Source organism: Butyricimonas faecalis (genome assembly GCF_003991565.1).
Lineage (GTDB): Bacteria > Bacteroidota > Bacteroidia > Bacteroidales > Marinifilaceae > Butyricimonas > Butyricimonas faecalis.
This window is the reverse complement of the sequence record NZ_CP032819.1, coordinates 595,651-609,913: the sequence shown is the minus strand read 5'-3', so window position 1 is coordinate 609,913 and position 14,263 is coordinate 595,651. Positions and strand designations below refer to the sequence as shown.

The following is a 14,263-nucleotide window of genomic DNA, read 5'->3' as shown; positions in this document are numbered from 1 at the left end:
CTCTAATTGAGTTCCTGTTTGAGAACATCCGGCAGTTCGATCCCTCGTTTTTCCAAACTGATAAACCAGTCAGACAACTCTTCGGGACGGATCGTGTAAAGGATTTCCCGGAACTGATCGATTTGTTGATCATCGAAACTGTCGGAGGGAATACCTTTGTATTGATCGAGTTCTTCATCATCGAAATACTCGATCTTTTCATCTATTTTTTTCAGTCCTTTCTCACAGATGGCATGGGCCCCACAACAGTCGACCGGAGGAGCCACAACAGGAGGCTCTTCAACTTTCGTTTTTGATTTTGAAGAGTATGTAAAAAGGGCAACTATTACTAGCAGCCCTATTATACTGATAACGATATAGATCATTTTGGATTACCTGCTAAGTTCTTTTTTCAGAAGATTTACTTGGTTTGTTAGTTTTTCAACCTCTTGTTTTTTCTTGGTTAACTGGATTTTGGTATCTGCTAACTGTTTCTTTACCCCGGCAATCTCTTTTTCCAAACGGGCAATCTCGCTGTCTTTGAATTTGAGATTTGTTTTAATATGTTCCACCTCATTGCTCAATTTGCGGTTGTCCCAATCGGCGTTGGTTTTATAGTCGGTCAACTGTTTCCGAATTTGATCCCGTTCCTCGGTTGTCCTTTTAAGTTGAAGTTGTAATTCGGCTAGTTGTCCTTCACTACTTTGTACTTTGGATTTCACCTGTTCTGCCACGTCTTTTAATTCTGATTTCAAGGCTGATTCCTTGTTTTGTAAAGCACGTAGCTGGGTGTATAGATCATCAATTTGTTTGTCCTTGGCGGCATTGTTAACCGTCAACTGGTAGCGAACAGCATTGAAATCATCTTTAAGTTTCTGTATTTCGGATTCTAATGATTTTTTGTCATTCACCAAAGTTTCAACTTCCCGGTCAATACTTCTTTTTGCTCTGGCTAATTCCTCGTATTTCTTTTTAGAAACACAAGAAGAAAAGAGGAAAGTGAATATTAAGATGCCTGATATATAAATTACTCCTTTTCTCATATTTGAAATGTTTTAATGGAACTTTTCTATTGTTGTGTGACAAAAGTAGTAAAAAATTTGTGGAAATCAAATACACAGAGTAATAAGCATCGCTTATTACTCTGTGGTTTCAATTTTTATATGTCTATTTATTTTGTATAAAACATAAACTATTTTCTTGCCGATATCGGCAAAAATGGCTACCTTTGTTTAAAATCTAAATGTAAAACTTGCCGATAAATCCACAGTATGAAATACATTTCAGTGAATGAATTTGCCAGAAAATATGATATTTCGGAACGTACTGTGCGCAACTATTGTGCGAATGGGAAGATCGAGGGAGCATTTTTAACGGGTAAAACTTGGAATATACCTGAAGATGCGGGATTGCCCACGCATAAGCGTTCCAAAATAAAGGTTATGCCATTGCTTGCAGTGTTACGTGAACAAAAAGAAATGAAGTTAAAAGGGGGAATTTATCACCGTACGCAAATAGATCTCACGTATAATTCCAATCATATCGAAGGAAGTCGTTTAACTCATGACCAAACGCGTTATATTTTTGAAACGAACACGATCGGGATAACAGATGAAAGTGTGAACGTGGATGATATTATCGAGACAACTAACCATTTTCGCTGCATTGATCTGATTATTGACCGAGCGGAAGAGCGGCTCACAGAAGAGCTTATTAAAGAGTTGCATTATATCTTGAAATCTGGAACTTCTGATCATCGTAAAGATTGGTTTGCTGTTGGTAGTTACAAGCGTTTGCCAAATGAAGTTGGTGGTATTTTGACAACTCCTCCGGAGTTCGTACATCGGGAAATAAAAAAGTTATTGACTGAATACAATATGAAAAAGTCAAAGACCTTTGAGGATATTATTGACTTACATCAAAGATTCGAATCCATTCATCCGTTTCAAGATGGTAATGGACGTGTGGGGCGATTAATCATCTTCAAAGAGTGCCTGGCGAATGGTTTTGTCCCATTTATTATCACGGATGAGTTGAAAATGTTTTATTATCGCGGGTTACAGGAATGGAATCGAGTCAGGAATTATTTGCTTGATACTTGTCTTACGGCACAAGATAATTATAAAGAGATCTTAACTAGGTTTAGAATCAAATACACGGAGTAAATTATTCCGTGGTTATAGGTTGGCAAGTTACAGCTTGAATACATTTAATCGAGAGGAGTTGTTTTTAATAACTTGCGACGGGTAAACTTGTAACCTGCAACTTTTTTATATCTTTGCATAGGAAAATTAATTTTGAATAATAGAAATGCTATGAACAAAAAAATACTATCATTAATTATTTTGTTTTTGGGTGTATTTTCGACCATACAAGCGCAAAATGACGGAAGAATTCGAGTAAAAGGTGTTGTACTGGACGAAACAACGCGACAACCTATTGCTTTTGCGAATATTGGAATTATTGGAACTGCGGCAGGGGCGGCTTCGGATATGGATGGTTTGTTTGAACTGGTTGTTTCGGAGAAATTGGCGGTTCACATGATGAGAGTCTCCGCTGTGGGATACGCGTCGACAGAGATGAAGGTGTACGAGGCAAGAGATAAAGGGGAGATACAAATTCTTTTGAAACCGGTTACTTACGGGATCGGAGAGGTGGATGTGACGGCCGAATCATTAGTGTTGAAGAAACTGTTGGAGAACGTGGTGAAGAATATCGGGAGGAATTATATTCCCCGTCCCTATAATTACGAGGGATATTTCGAATATGGTGTCGAGGTAAACGACGGGGAGAAGAAATTTAAGGAAGCGATTGTGAATATTTATGATAATGAAGGGTATAAGCGTTCAAATGTAGAGCAAACATTTAAAGCTTTGAATTACAATTTTTCGCAAGTTCGCCGGAGTGGAGAAAGTGGTTCTGCAGTTGACGGCTTGATCTATTTTGATGACATAATTACGGCAGACATTGTTCGTAATACCCGTAATATCCTGGATTTGCAAAACTTCCGTGACTTCAAGTTGAGAAGTAAAGGAAAATTTATGTATGAAGGCGATTCCGTGCAGATTGTTACTTATGAATGCTTGAAACCTTCCTTGTCAAATTCCGGTACGGCAAATGTAACGAAATTCAGCGGGGAATTATACGTAGAATTAAAGAGTTTCGCGATCATTAAGAACGTGATGCGTGTAACTTCTTCTGCGTTTAACCTCTTGGGACGTAATTTACTGCTTGCCGGAGATAGTCCCCGTCACGAGGTGATGGCCACAATCACAACAAACTATAAACGTGTCAGTTCATACTATTTTCTCAGTGGCGTAAGTATCGTTTACACTTACAAGGATGGAGCAGACCGGATTAAGGGAGAGATGCAGTACCAGACCACCAAGGTCAGTGTGAACAAGACCACCCCGATTGCCGGAAGAGTGTACTACGAGGAAGTACCCACCGATCACAATTTCTGGGATCGTTATACGATTTATCTGGAAGAAGAAGAATAAATTAATTTTAAATTTAATAATTTTAAATTTTAGATTTTAAGTTCCAGTTGCACTCATCAACGCACTTGATTTAACTCTAAACTTTAAACTCTCATTTTCAATTATCATGTTGAATCAAATTTGGGAAAATATCCAGCGGGTGAAGGCAGAATCTCCGCTGGTGCATAACATAACGAATGCCGTTGTGATGAATAACACGGCAAATGCATTGCTCGCCGCGGGGGCATCACCGATTATGGCACACGCCTTGGAAGAAATTGATGAGATGGTAGCTTTATGTCGTGCCACGGTAATAAACATTGGTACGTTGGATCGTTTTACCGTGGAATCCATGAAAGCGGCTATCCGACGGGCAAACGAAGTGGGACATCCCGTGATACTTGATCCCGTTGGAGCCGGAGCTACAAGTTTTCGCGATCAAACGTTGCGAGATATACTGGCAGCCGGAACCCCGACTTTTATACGGGGAAATGCTTCTGAGATTATGACTATGGCAGGATTATCAACACAATCCAAGGGTGTGGATAGTTCTGAATCTTCTTTAAATAGCCTTGATGCAGCCAAAGCGTTAAGCCAGCGTGTCGGGTGTATTGTTTGTGTTAGCGGGGAGACGGATTTAGTAGTAGAAAATGAACGGGTAGTATACCTGTATAACGGTTCACCGATGATGGAAAAAGTGACCGGTTTGGGGTGTACGGCTTCGGCTATTTTAGGTGCGTTTGCTGCGGTTGTAAAAAATCCTTTTATGGCTGCCGTTAGTGCTACCGCTTTCATGGGGGTATGTGGTGAGATCGCCGTGGGAATGTCTCAAGGCCCTGGAACATTACAACTTCATCTATATGATGTGATGTATAACTTGAGTCAAGAACAATTCATGGGAATGATACGAGTTTCAGAATAAGAGGACTATGCGAATCTATTTAGTTACGGATGAAAGGTTATTGTTCGGGAAGGATTTGTACCGTACGGTCGAGGCTGCCGTAAAAGGCGGGGTTGGCATGGTGCAATTACGGGAGAAAGAGTCGTCAACCCGAGAATTTGTTGAACGGGCAATCCGGTTAAAAGAAGTGTTGGCTCCTTACGGGGTTCCTTTGATTATTAATGACCGTGTGGACGTTGCGTTGGCGTCTGATGCTGATGGAGTACACGTGGGACAAAGCGATATGCCCTATGAAATGGTGAAACGGTTACTACCGGAAGGGAAGATCATCGGCTTATCCGTGGAGTCTCCGGAACAAGTGCTGGAGGCTAATGACTATGATTTGGATTATGTGGCAGCAAGCCCGGTGTTTTCAACTGCGACGAAAACAAATACCATCGTGGAATGGGGATTAGACGGTTTGCGCTGGATTAAGTCCGTTTCACGCCATCCGTTAGTTGCCATCGGAGGAATTCATCCCGATAACGTGGCGTCGATATTTCAAGCCGGAGCGGACAGCGTGGCGGTAGTTTCGGCGATTATCTCTGCCGATGATCCGGAACGTGCAGCATGGGAATTACTGGAAAAAAGTAATAAGTTGCACTAGTTTATTTCACGATAGCTTACTCATGGTTTTGTATGAGGGGTATCGAAAAGGATGATTAAAATAGTCCTAGCGAGTGTAATAGTATCACGAGAATAAACAGGGGTGCAACATATTTTAGGACGAATATCAACGGTTTCAGTAACCATAGTTTCAATTCTCCATTATTGGTTAATTCCGCTTCCAGTAAACGGCGGTCGAATCTCCATCCCACGTAAATGGAAATCAGAATTCCACCCACGGGTAACAGTATGTTGGAACTAATGTAATCAAATATTCCGAAAATCGACAAATTGCCGATATGGACTTCTTTTAACGGTCCAAAAGAAAGGGTACATAAAATCCCGAAGATTATGACTACTGTCGTGGATATGATGGTTGCTTTACAGCGACTTACGTGCTTTTCTTCCACGAAAAAGGCAACAATTACCTCCAAAAGGGAAATAGAGGAGGTGAGGGCGGCCATGGTTAGCAGGAGAAAGAAAAGAATTGCCCATAGTTGTCCGAAAGCCATACTTTGAAATACCTGCGGTAGTGTGAGAAACACGAGGCCCGGTCCGGAATCCGGTGCGATGTTGAAAGCGAACACGGCAGGAAATATGGCAACTCCTGCCAACACGGCGATCAACGTGTCCGCACAAATCACTTGCAAAGATATAGAAGTCAGGTTTTCACCCTTTTTGATGTAAGAGGCATAAGTCAAGAGAACACCCATGCCGATTGACAAGGAGAAAAAGGCTTGTCCCAGAGCAGAAAGTACCCCCCGCGAAGTAAGTTCTGAAAACTTGGGTAAGAAAAGAAATTTTATCCCTTCCATGGCCCCGTCCAGCGTACATGCCCGGATTCCGAGTATCACGATAAGCACGAAAAGGAGGGGCATCATGAGTTTGGTGTATCGTTCGATACCTTTTTTTACTCCTGCCAGCACGATAAACCCGGTAAGAGTCATGAACACGATTTGCCAAAACACGGGTTTATAGGAATTCGTGATAAAGTCTGAATACATGGTATTCAAGTCAACGTCGGTACCGGCATGAAAGGAGAAAGTGAAAGATTTAAAGACATATTCCAACGTCCAACCGGCAACTGTCCCGTAAAAAGAGAGAATCATCGTGGCCGCAAGAAGAACCAGTACCCCAAAATAACGCCAGGCTGTTTTAGGTTCCAAACGATCGAAGGTTCCGAAAGCATTTCTTCCGGAATAGCGTCCTAAGGCAAATTCCGAAAGCATTACCGGTAATCCTATGGCTACTGTGAAAAATATGTACACCAGAAGAAATGCACCTCCGCCGTTACACCCCGCCTCGTAGGGGAATTTCCAAATATTTCCCAAGCCGACTGCAGAACCTGCCAGCGCAGCTATTGCCCCGAATTTAGAACCAAAACTATCTCTCGTGTTGTGCATAAGAATAAAAGTTACAAGTTTGCAGGTTACAAGTTACAGGTTAAAATTGTAAACTGCAAGTGAATTACGGTTTCTGGGGATTTAAGGTTACGAAATAACGTCATTTTTGATGCTGCATATCAGTATGTTATAAGCATATTGATAACTTGTAACTTGTTAACTTGTAACCTGTAACTTTTTCGTTGTAACTTTTTTTAAAGTTCCAGCGAAAAAAACGTATATTTGTCCGAAAATAAATAAGCGATTCACATGCAAGAAAAAATTCTAATACTGGATTTCGGTTCACAGTACACGCAGTTGATAGCGAGACGCGTGCGGGAACTGAATGTCTATTGCGAGATTTACCCTTTCAATCATTATCCTGCACTTGACGCTTCCGTGAAAGGTGTGATCCTTTCGGGAAGTCCTTTTTCCGTGCGCGACGAGAAGGCTCCACAACCGGATTTGTCTTCTATAAAAGGAAAATTGCCGTTACTGGGAGTGTGCTACGGGGCTCAGTATTTGGCCCATTATTTCGGGGGGGAAGTCAAAGCTTCAAACAAGAGAGAGTACGGTCGGGCGAATTTATCGTTTGTTGATAATTCCTGCCCGTTGTTTAAAAATATCAGCCAACATTCACAGGTGTGGATGTCTCACGGTGACACGATCGAGGTATTGCCTTCGCATTACACGGTGGTTGCCAGCACGTCTGACGTGGAGAATGCAGCTTATCGCATCGAGGGAGAAGAAACTTTCGGTATTCAATTCCACCCGGAGGTGTACCACAGCACGGAAGGAACTGCCTTGCTGAAGAATTTCGTGGTAGATATCTGCGGTTGTAAACAAGACTGGACACCGGATTCTTTTATCGAGACTACGGTTGCCGAATTGAAAGAAAAAATCGGCGAAGACCGGGTAATTCTTGGTTTATCGGGGGGAGTAGACTCTACCGTTGCCGCCATGTTATTACACCGGGCTATCGGTAAGAATTTGACTTGTATTTTCGTGGACAATGGTTTGTTGCGGAAAAACGAGTTCTCGGATGTACTTGAGAATTACAAGGAACTCGGGTTGAACGTCATCGGAGTGGATGCAGGTGATCTTTTCCTTTCCCGTCTGGCAGGTATCGAAGATCCGGAGAAGAAACGTAAGATTATCGGAGCTACATTCGTGGATGTATTCGACGAAGAGTCGCGTAAAGTGAAAGATGCAAAATGGTTGGGACAAGGTACGATTTATCCTGACGTGATTGAATCATCGTCAGTGAACGGGCCGTCACAGACCATCAAGTCACATCATAACGTGGGAGGTTTGCCCGATTACATGAAACTGAAAGTCGTGGAGCCTTTACGTCTGTTATTCAAGGATGAAGTTCGCCGTGTGGGTAAGAGTCTCGGATTGGCAGATAAGTTCTTGAAACGCCATCCTTTCCCCGGACCGGGTTTGGCCATCCGTATTTTGGGCGAGATCACGAAGGAGAAAGTGAGGTTGTTGCAGGAAGCGGATCACATCTATATTACCATGTTGCAGGAAGAGGGTTTGTACGATAAAGTATGGCAAGCCGGAACCATCTTACTTCCTATCAAGAGTGTCGGCGTGATGGGTGACGAGCGTACGTATGAAAGCGTGGTTGCCCTGCGTGCCGTGGAGTCAACGGATGGGATGACAGCCGATTGGTGTCACTTGCCTTATGAATTCCTGGCAAAAGTGTCTAACAAGATCATTAATAATGTCCGAGGAATTAACCGCGTTGTTTATGACATCAGCTCAAAACCGCCAGCCACGATTGAGTGGGAATAGTAGCGGGATTTAAAATAAAAGAGAGCGTTCGACAGTTTTGGAGTCGGACGCTCTTTTTATTTAAAGAAAAACAATTCCCTATATAGAGCAAAGCCGGGAGGGAGTTTAAACATGGAGTTTTGACACATCATTGTAAAACTAAGAAATTTACTCCCGTGATATTACTCAAATCTTACCCAAATAAAGTAGTAAATACACCCAAATAATCCCACTTACCCGGCGCTTATTCGAAGTTTACTCGAAGCTCAGCCGTTCTGGGACGGCTGAGCAACGTGTGTACAACGGTTGAGCAACGATTAAGTGGGATTATTTCCATAGCTTTTCAGTAGGATTTCCCCTAGTTTTCATTATATCATGGAAAGAATCAGTACTTTTCTGATTACCAGTCGTTGTTTTTTGATATTCGTAAAACTTTAAAATTATTCCGTCTCACATACTTGTTCCACGATCCATGCCCACATGTTGGCGGTCAAACGATCGAAGTCTGTTGTGATTGTACCGTTTGAAGATAATGGCCCATTTTGATTGAGATTGGCATCTCCATGATATATGATGCGTTTTTTTAGATTTATTCCCAGCACTTGTGCCTTGCTATCCGTATTGCTTACGGCAAGAGGGGTTACATCTTTGGGATAATCGGAGCATAGACCAAAGATTCCGTCAACGCGTTGGATGGAAGCATCTTTTGTCACGATGCCAAAAGGGGAGGAAAAAAAGCGTTTGTTATCTTCCGTTTGCGGGGCGCATTTAAAACCGTTGTTAGTATTGTTGAATGTCCATGTTCCGTCTTGTGTCAAGTGTTTTAATAGTGCCAAATTGGTTGCCTGAGTATCTGTTCCCACGATTAATACCCGATTGGGACTTCCTTCAAGCCATGCAAGTATGACTTGTGCTAGTTCTTCCGAAATGGGCGTGTTGTAACTCAGGTAGATGACATCTTGCGCGTTCAATGTTTGTTTGATACTGTTATATGTTTCCTTGTTGCTTGTACTGGTTTGTTGTAAATCGCTAGTACTGCCTTCAGAGAACGCAAATCCTCCAATGATTACGGTACCCTCGGGTGAAAAATTTGTAGGATTATCCAATATTCGTCGTAACGCTAACCCACTTGTGTTGGAAGGTGGATTTGCTCCCAATGAGCCAACACTCCTGACAGAAAAGACTCGAACGACACGGTTACTGTATTTGCTTGGATTTTCCTGCGTTACGGTGATGTCTAATATCCAGCGACTTGCAGTTATCCGTAATTTAGAAGTTACGTTTTGGTCCGTGCGGTTGTCTTTCGTGGTGGTGAACACTAAATGCGAGATGTTTTCCCCGGTATCTTGTTGGATTTGAACTGAAAAATTTTCGTTATTCGGTAAAATACTATCGTTTCCTATTATTATATTCCCTATGGGGGAGCCGGCGAGGTCTAACCATTGTATGGTAAAAGGTACACTTGTTTGGATATCAATGCTTTTTGTTTTCCCGCTCAGGTAGCCGAGCGATACATTTCGTGAGGACACCCCAAAATAGTTGTCTCCCTCGAAAAACATGGTTGTTGTGAAATCTTCCCAAGCTTCAATTTCGGCCGTGATACCCGTGGCTTTATGGGTCGCGGCTAGGTCCGGTTCGCTCCAGCCGGAACCGTTCACTTGTTTGATGCGAAAAATATATTTGTGGTTTCTTAATATTTGTCCGAACGGATGTTCTGCATACCCCGGATTGAAGTCAATTCGATAGTATGTAGGTTTTGTTTGTCCGTCATAATAGCCACCGACAACGATACAGGTGGCTTCCGTCAATTGTGCTTCCGGATCGGATTCGCTGTTGGCTTCCGACACGTAAATGCCCGTGATGGAAGTGGGGTCGTCTTCTTTTATTTCCACGTTTATGGGGGTGGTTGATTTTTGTGCATGGGTGAAAATCGACGGTTTCGTAACGATTGGATTTACTTCGTCAATGGCTTCTTGAGGTGCTATTTGTAATTTGTTATTCGGACGATAAACACGTACACTTTCAATCACGAAAGGACGTGAAATTGCATTAAGAGACTTTTCGATATCGATTCTTGCCACGGAACGCAACATCTTGACATTGAAATTATTGTCTTCATTCGTGTGTAATCCTTCCTTTATGGTGATTTCACCGTACATGGGCAGGTTTTCCAGAATACCAGTAAAAGTAGTTCCCATATTTGCTTTGACTTCATCCTCGCTGTTACCGGGGGAGGGAGCGTATTCTGCAAAGGCGTCACCGTAATTACCTGCCAGCATTAACTTGATCGACTTTGTGGTACCGGTGAGTTTTGCTTGGAATTGTGTCGTGTTGTTGGTAGCTTGAATTCGCTTTCCTGTTGCCATGTAACGATAAATGTATTGTTCGTTTTCTTCTTCGAACACGAGTATGATGATTTCTTCTATTCGATTTTCGATGTTATCAGTCTGGTTGATTGCTCTTGTGGTATTTCGGGGAACGGATGATGACGGTAAGTTTACGGTTAGGTGTACCAAAGCTTCGTTGTCGCGCAGATTCTCTGTTGTCAATTCATTTTGTATTTCATCGGAACAGGCAACAAAAAAGAAGTAGAACGGCAGTAACCCAATCATTGTCAATATAGAGTGGACGATTTGTCCCTTCATGCCGAAGTTAATGTGATGTATGTTTTTATACTTATTCATGGCTCTTTCTTTTTATGTTTACCAGATTGTCCATTGGTAAATTTCGTCCCACGGCGTGATTCGCGTGTAGACGGTGATGTTTGTTCCCTCTCTAAGATCTATAAGTAAATTGACGGTTTGTCCCGAGGGGAGGGAAAGTGGTTGTCCGTAACGATCTTGTGTTGTTGCAACGAGCAGGCGTTCTGTCGAGCGTCCGGAAGATTTTTCGTAGAGGCAAACTGTCACCCCGCTGATTGAGGCGGTGTTTTCTTCATCCGTGTGAATTAGGTTGAACGTTTCCCGAGTGGAAAAGTCCCCGTTGTCCTCGAACTTTCCTGTTTCTCGAAAGGTGGTAACACCATCTGACGGTTTGCCTGAGAAATTATAACCGTTATTCGGGATTTGTATGGTCAGATAGTAGTCGTCTTCCGGTGTATTTGTGTCTAATCCCCTTACGGTGATGTGCATTCGTGCATTTTTGCGGACAAGTGTTATTTTTTCGGGAGAACTCTCTTCTATCGCGGAAAGGTTCGTACTCCCGAAAAACAGATTATCCGGGTTTTGTTGATATTCGTTCTCTCCCTTAATCAGGAAAACGGCTTGTTCTTCAATCTGGCTATTTTCGGATGGAAGGAGAAAATGCTGGCTTGTTCCCATGTTTGCCCAAGCGGTGACATGGTATTTATCGAGTTTTCCGGTGGGCAATAAGATGGGCGTGTGATTTTTGATTTGCTCACTACTTGCCAAGAATTGCCCGGCATATTCTCCTTCCGGTGAAAATAGGTAAAGTTGTGCGTTACCAGCTTCCCCTGTTTCCGTGATGTCCTTTCCTGTAGCTTTGTCCACTATTTGTAAAATGATGTATCTGTCCTTCATTTTGGGTGAACAATCGTCTCCTTTAAAAATACAACCGTTCAAGAGGAAGCCGAGCAAGGGTAGTATTTGCCATAACTGATGTGTTTGATGTTGTATATTTTTCACGGTGGGCTAATGGAAAAGGTTTATAATTTACCACTCTACATTTTGAATGATCTCTGTTTCCCAATCTTGTGGCTCTACCGTTACAACAAGTGCTGCAGGATCACCAGGTTCAGTCGGATCAACACTACCGTTACCTAAACGCTTGATTGTTATATTAATTGTGTAGATATGGTTACGTTCTATAAATTTCCCATCAGTAGTTTCACCCTCGGATTCCGCTGTTTTGTTATTGATGCGAAATGGGAAGTAGGTAGGTATTCCTTTGTAGGTTGCCGCTAACGTGATGAGTGTGGTATGACCGTCATCATTGTCGCTAGGTAATACGTAGAAATAACGCCCCGTGTAGTCTGCTGCACTAATTGTTTCGGATAGATAAGACTTTTCGATGTTACCATTTACCGGCATTGCCCCGTATAGATAATTCAATGTGTAATTCGTTGCCGGAAGTCCCATGAGTGCAGATCCTCTGGCATTCATGATAAGTACTTTTTCTAGGTTGAACTCGCTAATGTCATGTCCTGCTTCCGGTTCGATGGTTACCTTGCCTAATTTCACTTTGGCAACGAGTCGACTGATCGGTATTGTCGTCTCTTTGGTTTGATTGGCGACTAATTCTACGGATGCCTGTCCGCTCATGAAAAGCCCTTTATCGATTGTATATTGTGTCTCTAGGTCGATAATGTTCTCGCTTTTGTTAAACCAATTGTAATTAATGGATTCTGGAAAATTGATGCTTTCCGGTACATTGGCTACGACAACCACATTCTTTTTCCCGGCTGTTAAATTCTCGATTTTCACACTTTTGTCTGGAGATGTGATGTCTGCTTTCTTATCTAAAACGCCATTTGTATTGAACACGAATACTGTAGCCTTGTATATTTTATTTTCGGCTTCTTTGAGGGTTTCGTCATCTCCTTGACCTATAGTTGCCCGTCCTTTTCCGTATTCTCCTTTTAATGAGATTGTCAAGGAAGCATTTGCCTCTGTTTTAGGGGTGCTTTCCTCGTCTTTGTTACAGGATATAGTCAAAAAAATGGAGAGTACGAGACTGGTACATATTGCAAATAAGTCTCTTTTTCTGTTGTAATTGTTTATTTTCATAATATTCTAATTTTACAAATCTATAATAGATACGGTGGAGTAGCCTTTAGGTTACATGATAATGAATCATTTTCCCCTCTTTGTAGTATTATTTTTAATATGATCATTACTTTATACAAACAATGTGATGTCCTAAATTTTAGGATTATCCCTATAGAAGAATTATGTAACAAGTGTTAAATAGATGTTTTAAAAGCGAAGGACAAAACAGCAATTATTTTAGGTTTACGTGCATTTAAATTTCATATTTCATATCAGGAAAGCAGTTTTTTTCTACTTTTGCGAGAATTCATACTTGGAAAAGAATAGAAAAAGGTCATGCAAATGTACGAAACAATCATAGAGAAAATAAAAGAGAAGCTTGCCAACAGGAACTTAAAGGTCGTGATTATACCTCATATATCGCCGGATGGAGATGCAGCCGGATCATGTTCCGCCTTGTGGCAGGTGTTGGATCGGGTGGGGATACAGGCACAGTTGATGACATGCGATTATATTCCGGATTATTTAAAATGGTTGAAACGTATCCCGGATGCTATATCTTTTCAGAATCGTCCGAAAGAGTGTAAACAGTGGTTACATAAAGCGGATATATTATTTATGCTGGATCACAATACCGTGGCTCGCGAGGGAGATTTGGAACCTTTCGTGAAGGAATTTGAGGGAGAGGTGATTATGATCGATCACCATCCGGATCCGGATAAGGTGACATACCAGATTTCAGATACAAGTGTTTCTTCCACGTGCGAATTGCTTTATAACGTGATCGCCAAGGTGTGGGGTAAAGAGATCATAGACACGGATATAGCGAATGCTATTTATACCGGAATTTCAACGGATACGGGTGGGTTAAGTCACAATTCATCTCATCCGGAGACTTATCGGGTGATTGCCGATTTACTAGCCTTAGGACTGAATAAGGATTATGTACACGAACAGCTTTATCAGCGGAATACGCTTTCCCGGTTACGCTTGACGGGGAATTGCCTGTTGAATAAATTGACCGTGGATGAGCATTTTCCAGTAGCAACGATTCCGATTACTTTTCAGGAGTTGGAATTGTACAATTATAAAGACGGGGATCTGGAGGGACTGGTGAATATTCCGTTGTCTATAGAAAATGTACTGGTTTCCGTACAAATTACCGAGCGTAAGGACAAAGTGAAACTGTCGTTTCGGTCCAAAGGGAATATCCCCGTGAATTTGTGGGCGAAAGAGTTCTTCAATGGAGGAGGACATTTAAATGCTGCCGGAGGACAAATGCCATTGCCGTTAGATGACGTGGTGAAGAAGGTGAGGGAGACGGCAGAATGGTTCTTTAAGCAATTGAAAATGGAAAATTGAAAACGGATA

General features: G+C 42.0%; 12 protein-coding genes. 6 read left to right on the top strand and 6 right to left on the bottom strand.

All coding sequences use genetic code 11. The features are described from left to right. Nucleotides 1-2: 2 nt before the first annotated feature. The gene (locus tag D8S85_RS02535; RefSeq protein WP_240648806.1) at nucleotides 3-266 is read right to left on the bottom strand and encodes a hypothetical protein; all 264 of its coding nucleotides are present in this window, start codon (nucleotides 264-266) and stop codon (nucleotides 3-5) included. Between the two features lie 105 nt (nucleotides 267-371). Beyond that, a complete protein-coding gene (locus tag D8S85_RS02530; protein WP_106624659.1) occupies nucleotides 372-1,022 on the bottom strand; it encodes a hypothetical protein in 651 nt (216 codons plus the stop codon). Nucleotides 1,023-1,250: 228 nt separating this feature from the next. Between D8S85_RS02530 and D8S85_RS02525 the strand changes: the two genes are divergently transcribed. The 4 genes from D8S85_RS02525 to thiE all read left to right on the top strand — a co-directional run bounded on the left by D8S85_RS02525 (nucleotide 1,251) and on the right by thiE (nucleotide 5,005). Next, nucleotides 1,251-2,144 (top strand): Fic family protein, encoded by an 894-nt coding sequence (locus D8S85_RS02525; protein WP_106624658.1) that lies wholly within the window; start codon nucleotides 1,251-1,253, stop codon nucleotides 2,142-2,144. A 150-nt stretch (nucleotides 2,145-2,294) separates the two neighbouring features. Further along, a complete protein-coding gene (locus tag D8S85_RS02520) occupies nucleotides 2,295-3,479 on the top strand; it encodes a carboxypeptidase-like regulatory domain-containing protein (RefSeq protein WP_127074763.1) in 1,185 nt (394 codons plus the stop codon). Nucleotides 3,480-3,585: 106 nt separating this feature from the next. After that, on the top strand, nucleotides 3,586-4,380 hold the full coding sequence (gene thiM, locus D8S85_RS02515; protein WP_106624656.1) for a hydroxyethylthiazole kinase: 795 nt from the start codon (nucleotides 3,586-3,588) through the stop codon (nucleotides 4,378-4,380). A gap of 7 nt (nucleotides 4,381-4,387) precedes the next feature. Then, a complete protein-coding gene (gene thiE, locus D8S85_RS02510; protein WP_106624655.1) occupies nucleotides 4,388-5,005 on the top strand; it encodes a thiamine phosphate synthase in 618 nt (205 codons plus the stop codon). Nucleotides 5,006-5,060: 55 nt separating this feature from the next. On the opposite strand, the gene D8S85_RS02505 is transcribed toward thiE, so the two are convergent. Continuing rightward, the gene (locus tag D8S85_RS02505) at nucleotides 5,061-6,407 is read right to left on the bottom strand and encodes a sodium-dependent transporter (RefSeq protein ID WP_106624654.1); all 1,347 of its coding nucleotides are present in this window, start codon (nucleotides 6,405-6,407) and stop codon (nucleotides 5,061-5,063) included. A gap of 249 nt (nucleotides 6,408-6,656) precedes the next feature. Here D8S85_RS02505 and guaA point away from each other — a divergent pair, with 249 nt between their 5' ends. Further along, nucleotides 6,657-8,186: a glutamine-hydrolyzing GMP synthase gene (guaA, locus tag D8S85_RS02500; protein WP_106624653.1), complete on the top strand. Its 1,530-nt coding sequence runs from the start codon at nucleotides 6,657-6,659 to the stop codon at nucleotides 8,184-8,186. A gap of 419 nt (nucleotides 8,187-8,605) precedes the next feature. Here guaA and D8S85_RS02495 read toward each other — a convergent pair whose 3' ends face one another. The 3 genes from D8S85_RS02495 to D8S85_RS02485 all read right to left on the bottom strand — a co-directional run bounded on the left by D8S85_RS02495 (nucleotide 8,606) and on the right by D8S85_RS02485 (nucleotide 12,910). Then, nucleotides 8,606-10,849, bottom strand: a complete 2,244-nt coding sequence (locus D8S85_RS02495; RefSeq protein ID WP_240648802.1) for a hypothetical protein — start codon at nucleotides 10,847-10,849, stop codon at nucleotides 8,606-8,608. Nucleotides 10,850-10,867: 18 nt separating this feature from the next. Beyond that, on the bottom strand, nucleotides 10,868-11,704 hold the full coding sequence (locus D8S85_RS02490; RefSeq protein WP_127074762.1) for a FimB/Mfa2 family fimbrial subunit: 837 nt from the start codon (nucleotides 11,702-11,704) through the stop codon (nucleotides 10,868-10,870). A gap of 132 nt (nucleotides 11,705-11,836) precedes the next feature. After that, nucleotides 11,837-12,910: a fimbrial protein gene (locus D8S85_RS02485; protein WP_106624651.1), complete on the bottom strand. Its 1,074-nt coding sequence runs from the start codon at nucleotides 12,908-12,910 to the stop codon at nucleotides 11,837-11,839. Between the two features lie 324 nt (nucleotides 12,911-13,234). On the opposite strand from D8S85_RS02485, the gene D8S85_RS02480 reads away from it, so the two are divergent. Then, a complete protein-coding gene (locus D8S85_RS02480) occupies nucleotides 13,235-14,254 on the top strand; it encodes a DHH family phosphoesterase (RefSeq protein WP_106624650.1) in 1,020 nt (339 codons plus the stop codon). Nucleotides 14,255-14,263 lie beyond the last annotated feature (9 nt).